Annotated in this window: 16 protein-coding genes; 8 read left to right on the top strand and 8 right to left on the bottom strand. The window is 69.3% G+C overall.

The features are described 5' to 3' along the window. The first annotated feature begins 24 nt into the window (after nucleotides 1–24). Nucleotides 25–321 (top strand): hypothetical protein, encoded by a 297-nt coding sequence (locus OZ403_RS02005; protein WP_090486717.1) that lies wholly within the window; start codon nucleotides 25–27, stop codon nucleotides 319–321. Nucleotides 322–412: 91 nt separating this feature from the next. On the opposite strand, the gene ychF is transcribed toward OZ403_RS02005, so the two are convergent. From ychF to OZ403_RS01975, 6 genes are all read right to left on the bottom strand, one after another. Further along, nucleotides 413–1522 carry a redox-regulated ATPase YchF gene (ychF, locus tag OZ403_RS02000; RefSeq protein ID WP_140786827.1) on the bottom strand — a complete coding sequence of 370 codons (1110 nt, stop codon included), beginning with the start codon at nucleotides 1520–1522 and terminating at the stop codon, nucleotides 413–415. 51 nt (nucleotides 1523–1573) lie between these two features. Then, on the bottom strand, nucleotides 1574–2128 hold the full coding sequence (gene atpF / locus OZ403_RS01995; RefSeq protein WP_140786826.1) for a F0F1 ATP synthase subunit B: 555 nt from the start codon (nucleotides 2126–2128) through the stop codon (nucleotides 1574–1576). Between the two features lie 131 nt (nucleotides 2129–2259). Beyond that, nucleotides 2260–2490, bottom strand: a complete 231-nt coding sequence (locus OZ403_RS01990; RefSeq protein ID WP_046710603.1) for an ATP synthase F0 subunit C — start codon at nucleotides 2488–2490, stop codon at nucleotides 2260–2262. Between the two features lie 144 nt (nucleotides 2491–2634). Then, nucleotides 2635–3645, bottom strand: a complete 1011-nt coding sequence (atpB, locus tag OZ403_RS01985) for a F0F1 ATP synthase subunit A (RefSeq protein ID WP_140786825.1) — start codon at nucleotides 3643–3645, stop codon at nucleotides 2635–2637. Beyond that, nucleotides 3645–4055: a hypothetical protein gene (locus OZ403_RS01980; protein ID WP_011550536.1), complete on the bottom strand. Its 411-nt coding sequence runs from the start codon at nucleotides 4053–4055 to the stop codon at nucleotides 3645–3647. The genes atpB and OZ403_RS01980 overlap by 1 nt, the downstream gene beginning before the upstream one ends. After that, complete coding sequence (locus tag OZ403_RS01975; protein ID WP_140786824.1) at nucleotides 4052–4318, bottom strand: AtpZ/AtpI family protein; 267 nt, start codon at nucleotides 4316–4318, stop codon at nucleotides 4052–4054. Before OZ403_RS01975 ends, OZ403_RS01980 begins: the two co-directional genes overlap by 4 nt. Nucleotides 4319–4731: 413 nt before the next feature. Between OZ403_RS01975 and OZ403_RS01970 the strand changes: the two genes are divergently transcribed. The 3 genes from OZ403_RS01970 to OZ403_RS01960 all read left to right on the top strand — a co-directional run bounded on the left by OZ403_RS01970 (nucleotide 4732) and on the right by OZ403_RS01960 (nucleotide 8642). Further along, nucleotides 4732–5250 carry a YbhB/YbcL family Raf kinase inhibitor-like protein gene (locus tag OZ403_RS01970; protein WP_268783335.1) on the top strand — a complete coding sequence of 173 codons (519 nt, stop codon included), beginning with the start codon at nucleotides 4732–4734 and terminating at the stop codon, nucleotides 5248–5250. A 168-nt stretch (nucleotides 5251–5418) separates the two neighbouring features. Beyond that, the gene (locus OZ403_RS01965) at nucleotides 5419–8046 is read left to right on the top strand and encodes an ATP-binding protein (protein WP_268783334.1); all 2628 of its coding nucleotides are present in this window, start codon (nucleotides 5419–5421) and stop codon (nucleotides 8044–8046) included. Between the two features lie 266 nt (nucleotides 8047–8312). Then, nucleotides 8313–8642 carry a hypothetical protein gene (locus tag OZ403_RS01960; protein ID WP_237077949.1) on the top strand — a complete coding sequence of 110 codons (330 nt, stop codon included), beginning with the start codon at nucleotides 8313–8315 and terminating at the stop codon, nucleotides 8640–8642. Between the two features lie 15 nt (nucleotides 8643–8657). On the opposite strand, the gene OZ403_RS01955 is transcribed toward OZ403_RS01960, so the two are convergent. Together OZ403_RS01955 and hemL are read right to left on the bottom strand one after the other, a co-directional pair. Further along, on the bottom strand, nucleotides 8658–10658 hold the full coding sequence (locus OZ403_RS01955; RefSeq protein WP_268783333.1) for a serine/threonine protein kinase: 2001 nt from the start codon (nucleotides 10656–10658) through the stop codon (nucleotides 8658–8660). Further along, nucleotides 10642–11937 (bottom strand): glutamate-1-semialdehyde 2,1-aminomutase, encoded by a 1296-nt coding sequence (gene hemL / locus OZ403_RS01950; RefSeq protein WP_140797013.1) that lies wholly within the window; start codon nucleotides 11935–11937, stop codon nucleotides 10642–10644. The genes OZ403_RS01955 and hemL overlap by 17 nt, the downstream gene beginning before the upstream one ends. A 191-nt stretch (nucleotides 11938–12128) precedes the next feature. Here hemL and OZ403_RS01945 point away from each other — a divergent pair, with 191 nt between their 5' ends. The 4 genes from OZ403_RS01945 (at nucleotide 12129) to rraA (ending at nucleotide 15880) form a co-directional block, all read left to right on the top strand. Beyond that, the gene (locus OZ403_RS01945; RefSeq protein ID WP_268783332.1) at nucleotides 12129–13214 is read left to right on the top strand and encodes a hypothetical protein; all 1086 of its coding nucleotides are present in this window, start codon (nucleotides 12129–12131) and stop codon (nucleotides 13212–13214) included. Continuing rightward, a complete protein-coding gene (locus OZ403_RS01940) occupies nucleotides 13211–14296 on the top strand; it encodes a hypothetical protein (RefSeq protein ID WP_268783331.1) in 1086 nt (361 codons plus the stop codon). Before OZ403_RS01945 ends, OZ403_RS01940 begins: the two co-directional genes overlap by 4 nt. 93 nt (nucleotides 14297–14389) lie before the next feature. Beyond that, on the top strand, nucleotides 14390–15367 hold the full coding sequence (locus OZ403_RS01935; protein WP_268783330.1) for an aldo/keto reductase: 978 nt from the start codon (nucleotides 14390–14392) through the stop codon (nucleotides 15365–15367). A 15-nt stretch (nucleotides 15368–15382) separates the two neighbouring features. Further along, nucleotides 15383–15880: a ribonuclease E activity regulator RraA gene (gene rraA / locus OZ403_RS01930; RefSeq protein ID WP_268783329.1), complete on the top strand. Its 498-nt coding sequence runs from the start codon at nucleotides 15383–15385 to the stop codon at nucleotides 15878–15880. Nucleotides 15881–15889: the final 9 nt, after the last annotated feature.

Genomic DNA, 15889 nt, shown 5'->3' with positions numbered 1-15889 from the left:
CGCGTGAGGGGAAACTCCCGCGCTGTGGACACTCGACGCGTATATCCCCGTTTCGCCATCGCCTCACTGCTCGGCAACGTCGCCTTCCTCGCCTCCTGGGGCGTGGTGCTGATGCGTCCCTCGGGCTGGCAGGTGGTCGGCCCGCTCCTGCTCCTCATGTTCCTCGTCCTGCGGGTCGGCGGCATGTGGCTCTTCGCCTCGCGCCACCCGGTGGAGGAACGCCCACGCATGCGGCGCACGGCGACCCTTACCACCGTGCTGGCGCTCATCGCCGTGGGCATCTGGGTCTACACCGTGCTGCAAGGCCCGCGCGGCTTCTGAGCCGCCAGGCCCTGAAACGGCTCGCGGGCGCCGCCTCCAGACTGAACCGTCCGGAAGCACAGCGCCCGCGATGACTGCCGTGTGCTGACCGCTACACGTTGAAGCGGAAGTGCATGCAGTCGCCGTCCTGGACGACGTACTCCTTGCCTTCCACGCGCAGCATGCCCTTCTCCTTCACTGCGGACTCGCTGCCCAGCTTCACCAGGTCCTCCCAGCGCATCACCTCGGCCTTGATGAAGCCGCGCTCGAAGTCGGAGTGGATGACGCCGGCGGCCTGCGGGGCCTTGTAGCCCTGGTGGATGGTCCACGCGCGGCACTCCTGCTCGCCCACGGTGAAGTACGTCCACAGGCCCAGCAGCTTGTAGCCGGCGCGCACCACCTTGTGCAGGCCCGGCTCGGACAGGCCCGCGCTCTCCAGGAAGCCCGGACGCTCCGACTCCGGAAGCTGCTGGATTTCGGACTCCAGCGCGGCGGCGAGCACCACGACCTCGAAGCCCTCCTTCGCGGCCATCTCCCGAACGGCCTTCACGTGGGGGTTGGCGTCCTCCTTGCCCAGCTCCGCCTCGCCGATGTTCGCCACGTACAGCACGGGCTTGTCGGTGAGCAGGAACAGGTCATGGATGACAGCGCTCTCCTCCTCGGTGAGCTTCTGGGCGCGCACGGTGATGCCGTTGTCCAGGCTCGCCTTGATGCGGTCCAGCAACGCCACCTCGGCCTTGGCCTCCTCGCCGGCCTTGCCGCCCACCTTCGTGTTCTTCAAGGTGCGCTCGCGGCGCTTCTCCACCGTCTCCAGGTCCTTGAGGCACAGCTCCGTGTCGACCACGTCCCGGTCCCGCACCGGATTCACCCCGCCCTCGACGTGGGTGACGTTGTCGTCCTCGAAGCAGCGCAGCACGTGGAGCACGGCGTTGACCTGGCGGATGTTGCCCAGGAACTGGTTGCCCAGGCCTTCGCCCTTGGACGCGCCGCGCACCAGGCCGGCGATGTCCACGAACTCCAGTGAGGTGGGCACCTTCTTCAGCGGCTTGATGAGCGCGGACAGCTGGTCCAGGCGGTCATCCGGCACGGGCACCACGCCCACGTTGGGCTCGATGGTGCAGAAGGGATAGTTGGCCGCCTGCGCGCCCGCGGCCGACAGCGCGTTGAACAGGGTGGACTTGCCGACGTTGGGCAGCCCGACGATTCCGATGGATAGACCCATGGTGATTCCCTGGAACACGCGCGCCGGGGGGCGCGCTTCCCCAAAAGGGGATTAGGCAGTGCGGCGCACGGCGCCGGTGGCGCTGGTGCCGTTCAGCGGCAGGCCCTGGACGAACTGCTCGGCCAGCGCGCGCTGCTTGCTGTCGTCCATGCGCTCGCTGATGAGCTTGCCGGCGACTTCCATGGCCAGGTCGACCGCCATGGAGCGGACCTCGGCGATGGCCTTCGCCTTCTGCTCGTCAATCTCGCGACGCGCGCTCAGCTTGAGCTCCTCGGCCTCCTTGCGGCTCTTGGCCATGAGCTCCTCGCGGAACTTCTCCATCTCCTGCGTGTTGCGGCGCATCATCTCCGCGGCCTCGCGACGGGCCTCGGCGATGGCCGTCTTCTGGTCGGCCAGCAGCTTCTCCGCCTCGGCGCGCTCACGCTTGGCGCTCTCGATGGAGTTGGCGATCTGCTTCTCGCGCTCCTCGACCAGCGAAAGGATGGGGCCCCACGCCTTCATCTTCAGGACGATGGCGACGAGGATGAAGGTGACAAGGGTCCAGAAGATGAGGCCCGGCTGGACCTTCACGAGGTTACTGGCGGCGAGGACGGAGGGCAGGAACATGGCGGGATGTCCAGCGTGAGGGAGGGATGCTGCGAAGACTTCGGTTTCCGCGGCAGGAGCGGCCGGCGCCCGCGGTGGAATTCCCTACGGGCACCGGCGACCGTCCAGCGATGACTCGACCTGCGCTCGCCTTAAGACTTGGTGGCGAGCAGAACGCAAACGACCAGCGCGAACAGCGTGGCGCCTTCGATGAGGGCCGCCGCGATGATCATCGTGGTGCGGATGTCGCCGCCCGCGGCCGGCTGACGGCCCGTGGCGTCCATGGCGGCGGCGGCCAGCTTACCAATGCCGAGCGCGGCACCGATGATGGAGAGACCGGCACCCAGACCGGCGGCGAGGAAGGCAAGAGCGAGGTTGGTCATGGTGACACTTGTTCTTTCGTAGCGTGGACCCGCTTGTGGGGGGGTCGTGATGTCCCTTGAGGACTACCTCCGGCGGCCTTTCGAACCGCCGGGTCTTCGACCGGGGCACCGGACTTCAGCGCCCCGCTAACTCGTCAGAACGACCTAGACGTGGTGCGCCTTGCCGTGGTCGTGGCTGGGGCCCGCTTCCGGGTGGTCGTGGCCGTGGTCGTCATGGTGGTGACCCATGGCCACGCTCATGCCGATGAACAGCGCCGACAGCATCGTGAAGACGTACGCCTGCACGAAGCCCACGAACAGCTCAAGCAGGTAGAAGGCGAAGGCGAAGGGCACGCTCACCGTCGCCACCGCGGGGTGGCCGAGGATGAAGATGAGGCCCAGGAGGAAGAAGAGGACGATGTGGCCCGCCAGCATGTTGGCGAACAGACGCATCGTGAGGGCGAAGGGCTTGGTGACCAGACCCAGCACCTCCACCGGAATCATGATGGGCCACAGCCAGGGGGCCACGCCACCCGTCAGGTGCTTCAGGTAGCCGCCCAGACCCGCCGCGCGGATACCGGCCGCCTGGGTGATGACGAAGGTGCACACCGCCAGCGCCAAGGTGACGGACACGTTGCCGGTGGCGGCCGCCATCCAGGGAATCATGCCCAGCAGGTTCATGAACAGGATGAAGAAGAACACGCTGAGCAGGAAGGGCACATAGCGGGGGCCCTCCTCCTTGCCGATGTTCTTGATGGCCACCTCGTCACGAATGAACAACACCAGCATCTCGAGGAGGTTGGCGCCCGCGCCGCGCGGCACCAGCTTCGTCTTGTCGCGGTTGCTCCAGATGAACAGGGTGGCCATCACCAGCAGCGCGGCCAGAAACACCATGACAGCGTGCTTCGTGAGGGACAGGTCCAGGCAGCCTTCCATGAAGCCCGGAACCTCCTCGCCGTGCTCCGTCATCCGGGGCGCGCACCCGTTGGCCTTCAGCGGGACGTGCCACTTCGGGAATTCCAGCACCTTGATGGGGGTGCTGAGCGGGACCTCGATCTCGAGGTAGGGCGAGTCCACGACGTGGTGGAGGATGTACCCTGGCACGTCGTCTTCGGACCCCGCGGCCCACGCCGTGGCAGCAAACAGACTGGCGAACAGCACCATTGCCTTGCGCATCACTCGTCTCCGCCCGCCGATTCCTTCGACGCGGCCATCACGTAGCTCACTTCAATCCACTGCAGCGCGAAGTAGACGCCGAAGAAGCCGGCGATGAACGGCACCGCCGCCATTCCCCGCGACACCACGCCCAACAGCCCCGCCAACACGCCCACGGCCCGAAGGCCAAAGATGATTCCGACCACCTTCAGCGCGGCATTGAGGTCCTGCCGCACCGCCCGCCGTTTCAGCACCAGCGCCACCGCGCCCGTCACCGCCGCCAGCCCCACGCCCCACACCGCCGAAACCCGGTCCTCCACCACCTGCGGCATCAACGCCGCCAGCGCCAGGCCCACTACCGCCACGCCACCCGCCAGCGCCGCATGACTCTTGAAGGAGTCCGTCCCGCTACCGCCGCCACGCGCCGTCACTTCCGCTTCCCCAGCCGGGCCATCTCATGGAGGAACCCATAGAAGCCCACGCAGATACCCACCAGGCTCATCACCACCATCAACCAGGGGCCCGTCCCCAACCACCCATCCAGCCAGTAGCCGCCCAGCACGCCCACCACCGATCCGCCCACCAGCTTCCACACCGCCGAGATGTAGGGTTGCGCCGCCCTCATCTGCCGGGCCGTCTCCCCCAACTCGCTGCCGTCCGAACCGCCCGGTTTCCGGGGCTCTTTCACTTCCATTCGGACGCCTCCCCAAACCCTGGGAAAACCTCGCTTTTCCAACCCCGCCGATCCAACCCCTCTACGCGGGGCGCCGCTTAACACCGAACACGCGGCACACGCAACCGGTACCATGGGCAGCGGCCCCCGGCCCCCAGTGGCGATTGCCGCTTCGGCAAGCTCAGCTATCGCCGATCTGCCCCGCATGGAATCGAGGGCCCTTCCTGGGGGCTCGCCAGGGCCCGGGTTCGCCTCTGGGTGAGGCGCTGGGGTCCGGCGGCCCGAGCAGGCGCATGGGGATGGGGGCGCCTGCCCCAACGCCCGGGTGGCCAGCCTCCGGGCGCCGGCCGGCCCGCTCCTCGGCGCCCGGGCGCCTGCGTCGCCAGCTTGCACCCGATACGCGTCAACCCACCGTGACACCTCTGGAGGACTCCATGCCGAAGCCGCTCGTGCTCACGTCCCCCCGCTTCAAGGACGGCGACCTCATCCCCATTGCCTACACCGGCGAGGGCGAGGACATCTCACCGCCGCTTCAATGGACGGGCATACCCGCCGGGACGAAGAGCCTGGCCCTCATCGTGGAGGATCCGGACGCGCCAGACCCGCGCAATCCCCAAATGACCTTCTCCCACTGGGTTGTCTACAACATCCCACCTTCGGCCCAGGGCCTGCCGGAAGGCGCCACGCCGGACGTCCTCCCCGAGGGCGCCCGCCAGGGTCAGAACGACTTCCGCCGCCAGAACTACGGGGGCCCCATGCCGCCCGTGGGCATGCACCGGTACTACTTCCGCCTGTTCGCCCTGGACACGGTGCTACCGGACCTGGGCCGCGCCTCGCGCACACAGCTCCGGGAGGCCATGGAAGGCCACATCGTGGGACAGGCGGAGCTCATCGGCCTGTACACCAAGGTCCACCACCGCGGCGCGGAGTCCCCCGGGGCCACTCCCGCCTGATTCGGCTCGGGCGACAGCAACCATGAGGACACGGGCTCGGCCGCCCTGCGCGGCCGGGCCCGTTCTAAGTACAAGCCGCAGGGCTGGCACCGGGTTGTGGGATGGTGGGCGAAGCGGCGGGTCAGCAATTTCGCACGGACTGGCAGCGGTGGAAGAGTCAGGCCCGCCGTGAAAACCGCCGCCGAAACCGGGGCAGCCTACGGCCCCTTCGATGCGATGTCCGTGGGTGTCTGCGTCGTCCGTGACGGCCGCTTCGTCTATGTGAACGAAGCGCTGGTGACGATGTCGGGCTACCCACGCGAGGGCGTGCTGGGTGAGCCCGCCACGCTCCTCGTCTCGGCGGAGAGCGAGGCGGAGCTGGCGTCCCGCCATGCCCGTCGCAAGCGCGGCGAGCCCGTCCCCACCACGTACGAGACGATGCTGCGCACCACCGAAGGGGAGCGGCGGGTGGAGCTGACCGTCATCCCCAGCGGCACGGAGTGGGTGGTGCTGGTGCGCGACGTGTCGGCGAGGGCCCGGCGGCGCAGCGTGCTCCAGCGGCTGGCCGAGCTGGGCGCGAGCCTGCCCTCGCTGCGCACCGAGGGCGAGGTGCTGCGGAGGATGTTCTCCAGCGTGGAGGAGCTGGGACTTGGCTGCGCGTGGCTTTCGCCAGACCGGCTGGGCGTCCGGCTGGGACAGACGTTCGTGCCGCCCGGCATTGTGCCCACGGAAGCCGCAGAACTGAGTGGCCGCTGGGTACGGGATGTGGTGGGCCAGTGGCCTCCCCTGCTGAAGCGCGCCTGGCGCGACGGCGCGGCCTATACAGACGAGTTGCCCCAGGAGGCCGAGCGCTTCCTCCGAGGCGCCCGGGGCGCGCTGGTTCGCCAGGGCATCCAGCGCGCCGGACAGACGCGTGCCATCGCGGTGCGCATCGACGTGGAGGGCCAGCCCCGGGCCATGCTCGCGCTGGTGGCGGACTGGCTGCGCGAGGAGGAGCTGCCACCCGTGCGGCTCTTCGGCGCGCAGGTGTCCGCGGCGCTGGACGCGGCGCTCACCATCTCCCGCCTGTCCGCGCAGAACACGGCGCTGGCGGCGCTCAACCGCCTGGCCTCGGTGACGGCCTCCGCGCCGCACCCACAGGCACTGTTCGCGCCGGGGACCGACGAAATCGCCGGGCTCCTGGGTTGCGACGCGGTGACGGTGCTCCTGCCAGCGGACGACGGCGAAGTGGAGCTCGCGTACTCAAGCGGCCTGGACACCGAAGGCTCGGAGGACTTCACGCGGCGCTGGCGAGCCGGAAGCCTGTGCCTCCAGGCGCAACGAGAAGGCATCCCGCTGGAGCGCGAGGTGGAGTCCTGTCCGGACGACCTGAGCGAGGAGCTGCTCCGGCAGGGCTTCCGCACCGTGGTGGTCGTCCCCCTGCGGGTGCGCTCACGGGGCGTGGGCACCCTGTCCGCCCTCTTCCGGGAACGGCGGCCCCTGACGCCGCTCGAACGGGAGACGTTGCAGGCCATGGGCAGCCACTTCGCGGCGGCCATCGAATCCCACCGGCTGCTGCATGAACTTCGTGGCCGCGCCGAGGACCTGGCCCTGCTGCACGAGGTGGCCAAGGCGCTGGCGGCCACCCTGGAACTGGACAAGCTCCTGCACATTGGCGCCACCAGCCTGGCGCGCATCGTGGACACGTCGGATGCCTACGTGTTCCTGCCGGATGTCTCGGGGGAACGGCTCCAGCTTCGCGCGATGACGGGAGGCTCACCGGAGCTTCAAGGGCCCGCCCTGCCACTCATTCCGGCCGATGCGTCACTCGCGTCGGTGGCGTTCCACACGCGCGAGGTGGTGATGGTGGAGGACGCCCGCTCCGACCTGCGCGTCAACGAGGAGGTACGGCGCCTGCCCGGTGCTCGAGCATTCCTGGTGCTCCCCCTGGTGGTCCACGAGCGCCCCATGGGCGTGATGATAGCGGTGGAGACCCGGCGGCCGCGGCGCTTCACGCTCGCGGAGGTGGAGCGAGCCAGTGCCATCGCCAACCAACTCGCGCTGGCCCGCGAGGGCGCGCGGCTGGTGGAGGACCTTCAAGCCAGCTACGTGGAGCTGGCCCGGACCCAGGCCCAGTTGGTGCGCCGCGAACGGCTGGCCGCGCTGGGCGAGCTGTCCGCCGTGGTGGCCCACGAGGTGCGGAATCCACTGGGTGCCATCTTCAACTCGGTGGCATCCATCCGCCGCATCGTCGGGCCGGACAGCGCGGCGGTGCCGCTGCTGGACATCGTCGGAGAGGAGTCGGACCGGCTCAACCGCATCGTCGCGGACCTGCTCACTTTCGCGCGGCCGCCCGCGCCGCATCCCTATGCCGTGCCGCTGTCGCCCCTGGTGGAGGACGCGGTGCGAGGCGCGCTGGCGGAGGCCCCGGGCCAGGTGCGCGTGGAGATGGACCTGGCGGACGATGTCCCCTCGGTGACCGTGGACGAGCGGATGATGCGCCAAGCCTTCCTCAACCTCGCCATCAACGCCGTGCAGGCCATGCCTCAGGGCGGCATGCTGCGCGCGAGTGTCCGGCGCGCGACGGGGACTCCCGAAGTCGAGGTGCAGTTCACGGACAGCGGGCCAGGCATCTCCCCCGACGTGCGGGCGCGCATCTTCGAGCCCTTCTTCACCACCAAGGCCAAGGGCACCGGATTGGGGCTGGCGGTGGTGAAGCGCATCATCGAGTCGCACCAGGGCCGGGTCGCGCTGGAATCCCAGCCGGGCCAGGGCACCACCTTCCGGCTCTATCTCCCTCTGGACACCTCCGCCGCGGCGGTAAACGAAGACTGGTAACGCACTTGAAGCTCACGCGTCCGGGGCGCAAATCCCTTCGCGAGGAGCAGAAATGCACCGCCATGCCGCCGTCCTGGGAGTCCTTCTCTGTCTGCGCGCCTTCACCGTCCAGGCCCAGGCGCCCACATCTCCGGACGAGCCTCGGGTGCAGCTGAAGTTCGTGGGAGAGATGGGCTTCCTGGACGTGCTGGCTCACAGCATCCGCCAGCTATGTCTTCACCTCCGCGGACGGAACGCTGCGGCGGACCGCGCGGGACGTGGGGCCAGTGCCGCTGCTGAAGGTGCGCGGACGGTGGGGACTGGGCGGTGGCTGGTGGCTGGGCTTCGAGGCGGACGGCAGCTACGCGCCCACCGCCATCATCAACGGCGACAGTGACTCCAACACCACGGGCGCGCTGCTGGACGCGTCCCTGCGCGGCGGCGTGCGCATCACCGACAACGTGGATGCGTTCCTCAACCTGCGCTACCTGGGCGGCGGCGCGCGCGGCACGTCGGACGACAACGAGGACGAGTTTGGCGACGGCTTCACCAGCAACTGGATTGATACCGCCACCATCAGCCTGGGCTTCAGCTACCGGCTGCCCTGGGGAAGCTGACGCCCGCGGATGGATTCAGGCCAGCGCCCACGCCAGCGCGAGCCCCAGGGCACACGCGCCCGCGCAGAGCCCCGCGACGAGCCAGGGGCGCCCGCCGCGAAGCCATGTGCCGGAGTCCTCCTCGACCTCTGGCACGGGCAGCGCGTCATCCCCCGTGATGGCGCGCACCAGCTCCAGACGACGGGCCTCCACCGCCGCGGCATCCACCGCTTGGGAGATGTCCACGCCGAAGCCCACCTGTGTTTCGCGGGTGGCTCGGCGCAGCTGCGCGGCCTGGGGCGGCAAGGACTGGAGCGCCCTGGCGGGATTCACCTCCGTAACGGTGACATCCTCGGGCGCGGTGGCACGGGCGCCCTGGCCTCGGCTGGCCTCTGCCCGTTCGAGCGCGACCATCAGCTTCGCCGCATCGACGGCTTCGGTGGCCGCCGCGTCTCCGCCCAGGCGGGCTCCGGAGTTCGCGGCCCCAGGGTCCACCGGGGACTTCGCAGCCACGCCAGCGTCCGCCGCCATCCGGGCACGCTCGGGCTGAACGACCGTGGTCTCCTCGTCCTCATCGAGTGGCGCGCTCGCGGCCGGGCCTCGCGATGGATGGACGACGGTGGCATCCCCGTCCTCATCGAGGTGTGCCCGTTCGCCGACGGGAAGGCCCCGTCGCGCTCGCGAGGCTCCGCCCTCCACCACCGTCGCCTCGTCCTCCGTCCCGTACAGCGCGGTGACGCGAGGCGCATTCACAGCGCGGGGCAACTCCGGCGCCCTTCCAGGAATCCCGCGCACCGTGACTTCAAGTTCATCCGCGTCATCACGCGCGGCGGGCGCGGCCTTCGCTGGCATGCCTCGCGTGGAGGCATCCGGCGCGGCTGGGACATTCGCATCAGACTGGGCGGACGGCGGCGCCTTCGAAGTCTCCGCGTCGCCGCGCTCGGCCGGGACGTAGTCCTCGGGCGCGTCGATGCCTTCGTGCTCGAACGCGAGCGCGGTGGGCGGAGCGAGCACGGTGGCCAACGCGGGCTCGGTGAGTGCGCGGGAACGCGGCTCCCGCAGCAGTTCGCGGAGCACGAGCTCCTCCGCCTTCTTCTCGCGGGGGAACGCGGCCGCGATGAGGCGCGCGACGTCGGCATCCCCCACGTTGGGCGCCAGCTTCGCCTTCATCCGCGCCAGCTCCGCGCCCATGGCGGCCGCGTCCGGGAAGCGATTGTCGGGCTCGGAGGCCAGCGCGCGCATCAGGAACGCATCCACGCTGGTAGGCACGCCCTGCCGGACGCTCCCCGCTGGCTCCCACTGGGGGTATGCCGCGCGCCGCCACCGCTCAACCGGGTCGCCCCGCTGCGCCAGGGGCTTCCACGCGAACAGCTCCCACATCAGCGCGCCCACCGCGTACACGTCCGCGCGCCGGTCCACGAAGCGCTTCCGCGCCTGCTCCGGTGCCATGTACGTCAGGTTGCCAATCACCACCCGGGGCGCCGTCTGCTGCTCCTTCAGCGTGGACTGCGCCGCGCCGAAGTCGATGATCTTTACCTCGCCCGCGTAGCTGATGCACACGTTCGCGGGAGACAAATCCCGGTGGACCAGGTGCAGCGGATTGCCGAACTCATCCGTCGCGTCGTGCGCGTAGGCCAGGCCCTCACAGAGCCGCTGCCCCAGGTGGAGCATGATGCCCAGCGGCAGCGTCCGCCCGAGCTGCCGCAACCGGTACGTCAGCCGGCTGAGCGTCTTGCCCTGCACGTACTCCATGGACAGGTAGAGTTGCCCTTCCACCTCGCCCATGGCGTACACGCGCGCGATGTTCGGGTGGTGCAGCCGCACCACGACGCGGGCTTCATCCCGGAAGCGTCCGGCGAACTGCGGGCTCGCCATGAGCTGCGGGAGGACCTTCTTCACCACACAGGCACGACGAGGCGCCTCCTCACGCGCGAGGAACACCTCTCCCATCCCCCCGGCGCCGATGCGGCGCACGAGGGTATAGGGACCGAAGCGAACGGGCCCCTCGAGGGGCGCGGGCTCAACCGGTCTTGCCAAGCGAACGGAAGGCCTTTCTCGCCGCCGCGAGGACGTGCGCGACTTCCGGCTCGCCAATGGCCAGCGACACGAACGCCGCCTCGAACTGGCTGGGCGGCAGGTAGACGCCTTCGTTCAGCATGGCGTGGAAGAACTTCCCGAAGCGCGCCGTGTCCGCCTTCTTCGCGCTGGTGTAGTCGTAGACGGGCTCACCGGTGAAGAACACCGTGAGCATGCTTCCCACGCGGTTGACGGTGACGGGCACGTCCGCGGCCTTCGCCTCGGCGAGCAGGCCGACCTCCAACATGCGGCTGACCTCCTCCAGCCGTGCGTAGGTGCCGGGGGCCGCCAGGGCCTTGAGGCACGCCAGGCCCGCCGCCACCGCCACCGGGTTCCCCGACAGCGTGCCGGACTGGTACACCGGGCCCGCGGGAGCCACCTTCTCCATGATGTCGCGGCGGCCACCATACGCGCCCATCGGCATGCCCCCGCCAATCACCTTGGCCATGGTGGTGAGGTCCGGCTTGAGGCCGTACAGCTCCTGCGCGCCGCCTCGCGACAGCCGGAAGCCCGTCATGACTTCATCCAGCACCAGCAGCACGCCGTGCTTCTGGCAGAGCGCCTGCAGCCCTTCGAGGTAGCCCGGCTTCGGCACCAGCACGCCCATGTTGCCCACCACCGGCTCGATGATGGCGCACGCGATGTCCTGGCCATTCTCCGCGAAGATGCGCTCCACGGCGGCCAGGTCGTTGAAGGGCGCGGTGAGCGTGAGCTTCGCCAGCGCCGACGGCACGCCCGGCGAGTCCGGCAGGCCCAGCGTCTCCACGCCACTGCCCGCCTTCACCAGGAACGGGTCTCCCGCGCCGTGGAAGCAGCCTTCGAACTTGAGGATGTGCTCGCGGCCGGTGAAACCCCGCGCGACGCGGATGGCCGCCACCGTGGCCTCGGTGCCACTGGAGACCAGGCGCACCATCTCCACCGCGGGCATAGTGGCGCAGATGAGCTCCGCGAACTCCACCTCGCCCGCATGCGGCGCGCCATAGGACGAGCCCCGGCGGGCGGCGTCGATGATGGCGTCCAAGATGGGCGGATATGCGTGGCCCAGGATGAGCGGTCCCCAACTCCCCACGAGGTCGACGTAGCGGTTGCCGTCCACATCCGTGAGCCAGGCACCTGTGCCTTCACGGAAGAAGACAGGGTCGCCGCCAACGCCTCGGAAGGCGCGCACCGGGGAATTCACTCCGCCGGGGATGCGGGCCTGCGCGCGAGCGAAGAGAGCCTGACTGTGAGCGTGGTTCATGGCGCGTTCCATAACATGCGGCACGAGGCAGTCTGCGTCCCCGCACGCCCGCTCCCATGCCCCCCGCTTCTTCGTGCCGTCGTCGACACATTATGGACAGTCTCAGGCAGTGCGGAAGAAACCGTCTTTCTTGTAAATCTGACTAAATTGGATGGTTTCAGCGACGCATCGTCCGGGGCTCGACACGCGCCATGCCCGCCTCCCCTCCCCACAGCCAGGCCCTTCGCGCACGAGTCCGAGGCTGGGCCCGCGCGCTCTGGCCGTTCCTCGTGTGTGGCGTCACCCCCGCCATGGCCGCCAAGCCGCCCATCCAACGTCTTCCACACCTCACCTGCCGCGCGGGCTATTTGGACTTCGAACAACTTCACGGGCTGCCGACGGTGCGAGCCGCCATCCAGCAGGCTCTGGCGCAGCACGACCCCGCCGCCCTCACCTTCCTCACCGAACGGATTCCGGAAGTCCTGGGTGAAGACGCCCAGGCCGCGCTTCAGGTGCTCGACTGGGCTGACACCGCACCGGCGCCCGAAGCCTCCGTACTGATGGCGGGCCTGCGTGAAGCCTCCGCGGTGAAGGATGCGCGGGTGGCCGAGCGGCTCCTCACGATGGCGGAGCAGCACGCCTCCACCGACCACCGCGCACAGGCGCTGCAGGCACTGGAGACACAGGCGCGCTTCGGCGCCCCTGCGCAGGACCGGCTGATGGCGTTGACCAGGAGAAGCACGGCCCCTCAGGGCATGTCCCTGCTCGCGGTGAGAACGCTGGGCTGGGTGATGAAGAACGACTTCCAGGCAGGAGGCTCGGAGGAGCCTTACCTCACACGGCTCCTGACACTGGCGCGGGAGTCCGAGGACCGTCACGTCCGCGCCCTGGCGGTGGAGCTGGCCGCATCCTTGTCCGTGCGACTGGATGCGCGGGCCGTGGAGCAATTGGCCTGGGTGCTCGAGAGTGACACAGATGCCAACGTCCGGGAGCTGGCGGCGCTAGCGCTGTCCGATGGCCGCGACACGCGCGCGGTGCTGAAGCACTTCAGCGCCGCGTTTCCTGGAGAGCAGCGCCTGTGCGTGCGCTGGGCGCTCCTGCGATACACGCTCCGGGCCGGTGGCGCCGAGGCCCTTCCCCAGGTGCGGGACTACGCGAAGCAGGACCGCCGATTCGCACGAGACGTCGCCGACTTCCAGGCGCTCTACGACGCGGGACACGTGGACTTCGACCGGCTGTGGCTGAACAAGCGCGTGTATCACCGCTGCCCTGAGGACGTGGAGGCCCGGACGCCATGAGGAATCCGCGTGGAAGGCTCGGCTGGGTCCTCCTCGCCGGGGCGCTGGGCGCAGCCGTGGTGGGCACACGCCTCTGGAGGGCTCCAGACAGGAACACCGACCCTGTCCTCGATGCCTCGACGCCGCAGGACGCTGACGCCGGACATTCGACGCTCCCGCCCCTGCCCGCCCATGCGCAGCCGCTGAAGGAGGTGCCGTGTGAGTTCACCGCGCTCCTCGCGGAGTATCGCCAGGGCCACGCCTCACCGGCGTACCGGCGTTACGTGCGAGAACAACTCCGCGGGCTCGTGGAGTCACTGTCCGAGGACGTGCATTGGCAGCACCTCAGCAAGGAGCAGGACGCCGACGTGCTCGCCTTGCTCTCCGGCACCTGGGTGCTGCGCTACGCACTGGAGGGACGGGCCCGCATCCTGGAGCGGCTGGTGGACCGCGTCAGTGAGTCACCCGACGCGCGCCTGCGTGCCGTGTTGATTCGTTCACTGCAACAGACGGGGGAGCCCTCCACCCAACTGTTGGGCATCCATGTCCTCAAGGGCCGAGACGTCTACCGCGACTGGGTGACGGACGCAGCGCCCGAGGTCCGCGCGGCCGCGGTGGCGAACTTCCGGGAGGAAGCCGCTCGCAACGCCGGCCGCTACCGCGTGGTGGCGGAGCGAGCGGTGTCGCTGGCCACCGTCGCGGAAGACCCTGCCACGGCAGCGGGACTCCTGGGCGCGTCTTCCATCGAAGCGGTGAGAGGACCGTCCGTGGCGCAGGCCCGTACATTGCTCCAGTCAGCGCAGTCCCCCGTCGTGCGTGCCGCGGCTGCACGGGCCCTGGCGACCTCGCCCGTGGCAGAGCTCTCCGCGAACCTCGATGCACTCGCCGCCCGCTACAGCGCCGAACCAGAGGCGAGCGTGCGCGAGGCGCTGCTGGAATCCATCTCCCGGCTGGGCTTGAGCCGCGCCGTGCCCGTCCTCGAGCGGCTCCGTGATGCGAGCGCCACGGCTCGAAACGAAGTGAACCCCTGGATTGCACTGCTCGCGGAGCATCCCCAGCGGTGGGAAATGCTCGATACCGCACGGAGACATTCTCGCCGCTGAACGGGGCATTTTGACCTGCACCCCATTCCGGGACGCGTTAGCTACGCCGGTCACGGCCCGCTGGCCGACCACTCATCGAGGGAGAGACAGGCAATGCCCCAGACGAAGCTCGAAGCACGCAAGGCGCTCGGAACCACGGGCCTTCAGGTATCCCCCCTGTGCCTGGGTGGAAACGTCTTCGGTTGGACAGCCGACGAGGCGACCTCGTTCGCGGTGCTCGATGCCTTCGTCGACAACGGCGGCAACTTCATCGACACGGCGGACGTCTATTCGAGCTGGGTTCCCGGCAACCGCGGCGGCGAGTCGGAGACGCTCATCGGAAAGTGGCTGAAGTCGCGCGGCGCTCGGGAGCGCATCGTCATCGCCACCAAGGTGGGCTCGCAGACGGAGCTGGGGAAGGGCCTGAGCCGCGAGCACATCCAGCGCAGCGTGGAGGCTTCGCTGCGCCGGTTGCAGGTGGACGTCATCGACCTCTACTACGCGCACTACGAGGACCTGGGCACGCCGGTGGAGGAGACGATGGCGGCCTTCGACGCGCTGGTGCGCTCCGGCAAGGTCCGCGCGCTGGGCACCAGCAACCACTCCCCGCAGCGGCTCACCGAGTCACTGGAGGTATCCCGCCGCAACAACCTCGCCCGGTACGCGGTGCTGCAACCGCACTACAACCTCGTCGAGCGCAAGGACTTCGAGTCATCGCTCCGGGGCATCTGCGAACGGGAAGGGCTCGTGGTGGCGCCCTACTTCGCGTTGGCCTCGGGCTTCCTCACGGGCAAGTACCGCAAGGACCAGCCGCCTCCAAAGTCGGCCCGCGCCGAAGGCGTGCTGAAGCAGTATGGAAACGCGCGCGGCTGGGCGGTGATTGATGCCCTGGACGCCGTGACGCGTCGGCATCCGGGAGCAAACTTCGCCCAGGTCGCGCTCGCGTGGCTCGCGGCGCAGCCCACCATCGTGGCGCCCATCGCGAGCGCGACGTCCGCCAGTCAGACGCAGGAGTTGCTGGGTGCGTTCACGTTGCAACTGACGGAGGAGGACCTCCGCGCCCTGGACGTTGCGTCGTCCCGCGAGGCCTGAGAAGGCTCGAAGCCCATGAGCACGTTCACCGACTTCAAGACGGCCGACCTCTGCGATGCCCACGCGGGCACCCCGCGGTTCCAGATTGCCGAGCCCGGGCTCCAGGACTACGGCGGCGTCCGGACCTTCGCGGGACCCATCAGCACGGTGCGGGCGCCCGAGGACAACTCCCTCGTGCGCAAGGCCTTGGAGGAGCCCGGCCAGGGCCGGGTGCTGGTGGTGGACGGCGGAGGCAGCCGCCGCTGCGCGCTCGTGGGAGACCAGCTCGCGTTGCTCGCCCAGCAGAATGGCTGGGCGGGCGTGGTGGTGAATGGCTGCATCCGCGACGCCGAGGACGTGGGCCGCATGCGCATCGGCGTCAAGGCGCTGGGCACCCACCCGCTCAAGAGCCTCAAGCGCAACGAGGGACAACGTGACGAAGAGGTCCGCTTCGCCGGAGTCACCTTCCGCCCCGGCCACTACGTCTACGCGGACCTGGACGGCATCGTCACCTCTGAGTCGCCCCTGGGCTGACGCCAGGGG

The organism is Myxococcus sp. NMCA1 (genome assembly GCF_026810205.1).
Taxonomy (GTDB): Bacteria; Myxococcota; Myxococcia; order Myxococcales; family Myxococcaceae; genus Myxococcus; species Myxococcus xanthus_A.
This window is presented reverse-complemented; position numbering and strand designations above follow the sequence as displayed.

Bases quoted from the DNA above. Each gene is read 5' to 3' on its own strand.
- OZ403_RS01970 (WP_268783335.1), top strand. From the start codon at position 4,732: ATGCCGAAGCCGCTCGTGCTCACGTCCCCCCGCTTCAAGGACGGCGAC.
- OZ403_RS01990 (WP_046710603.1), bottom strand. From the start codon at position 2,490: ATGACCAACCTCGCTCTTGCCTTCCTCGCCGCCGGTCTGGGTGCCGGT.
- atpF (WP_140786826.1), bottom strand. From the start codon at position 2,128: ATGTTCCTGCCCTCCGTCCTCGCCGCCAGTAACCTCGTGAAGGTCCAG.
- OZ403_RS01935 (WP_268783330.1), top strand. From the start codon at position 14,390: ATGCCCCAGACGAAGCTCGAAGCACGCAAGGCGCTCGGAACCACGGGC.
- rraA (WP_268783329.1), top strand. From the start codon at position 15,383: ATGAGCACGTTCACCGACTTCAAGACGGCCGACCTCTGCGATGCCCAC.
- OZ403_RS01940 (WP_268783331.1), top strand. From the start codon at position 13,211: ATGAGGAATCCGCGTGGAAGGCTCGGCTGGGTCCTCCTCGCCGGGGCG.
- hemL (WP_140797013.1), bottom strand. From the start codon at position 11,937: ATGAACCACGCTCACAGTCAGGCTCTCTTCGCTCGCGCGCAGGCCCGC.
- ychF (WP_140786827.1), bottom strand. From the start codon at position 1,522: ATGGGTCTATCCATCGGAATCGTCGGGCTGCCCAACGTCGGCAAGTCC.
- OZ403_RS01945 (WP_268783332.1), top strand. From the start codon at position 12,129: ATGCCCGCCTCCCCTCCCCACAGCCAGGCCCTTCGCGCACGAGTCCGA.
- atpB (WP_140786825.1), bottom strand. From the start codon at position 3,645: ATGCGCAAGGCAATGGTGCTGTTCGCCAGTCTGTTTGCTGCCACGGCG.
- OZ403_RS01975 (WP_140786824.1), bottom strand. From the start codon at position 4,318: ATGGAAGTGAAAGAGCCCCGGAAACCGGGCGGTTCGGACGGCAGCGAG.